1 protein-coding gene is annotated in these 559 nt (G+C 54.9%); it reads left to right on the forward strand.

What is annotated here, in order from left to right; genetic code table 11:
* Positions 1-559, forward strand: a 559-nt coding sequence (locus NCT32_RS37040) for a transposase (RefSeq protein WP_250491568.1), incomplete at both ends; no start/stop codon positions are given.

Here is a 559-nt window from a genome sequence, read left to right on the forward strand (position 1 = left end):
CTAGTAGGTCTTGGCTTCGAGCGGGCCACGCCCTCCTTGGTGGGCAGGCCGGCATATCACCCATCGACCTTGCTCAAGCTTTACATCTACGGATACTTGAATCGAATTCAATCGAGTCGCCGTCTCGAACGGGAAGCACGACGGAATCTCGAATTGATCTGGCTGACAGGCCGGCTGACACCGGATTTCAAGACCATCGCTGACTTTCGGAAGGACAACGGCGTTGCGATTCGCAAAGTTTGCCGCGAGTTTGTGTTGCTTTGCCGCCGGTTGAAACTATTCGCAGACGCTACCGTCGCGATCGACGGCAGCAAATTTAAAGCCGTCAACAACCGTGACAAGAACTTCACTGACCGCAAGCTTCAGGCTCGAATGGAGCAACTTGAACAAAGCATTGCCCGCTATATGGATGAACTAGACCGGGCCGATCGAGAGCCGACGAGCTTGCCGGATGAACGCATCCCCCATTTGAAAGAGAAGATCGAGAGTCTCAAGGCGCAAGTGCAGAAGCTCGGCGAGATTGAAGTGCGAATGCGCGCGGCGCCCGATGGCCAAATCT

This window comes from Caballeronia sp. INML2 (assembly GCF_023631365.1).
Classification (GTDB): domain Bacteria; phylum Pseudomonadota; class Gammaproteobacteria; order Burkholderiales; family Burkholderiaceae; genus Caballeronia; species Caballeronia turbans.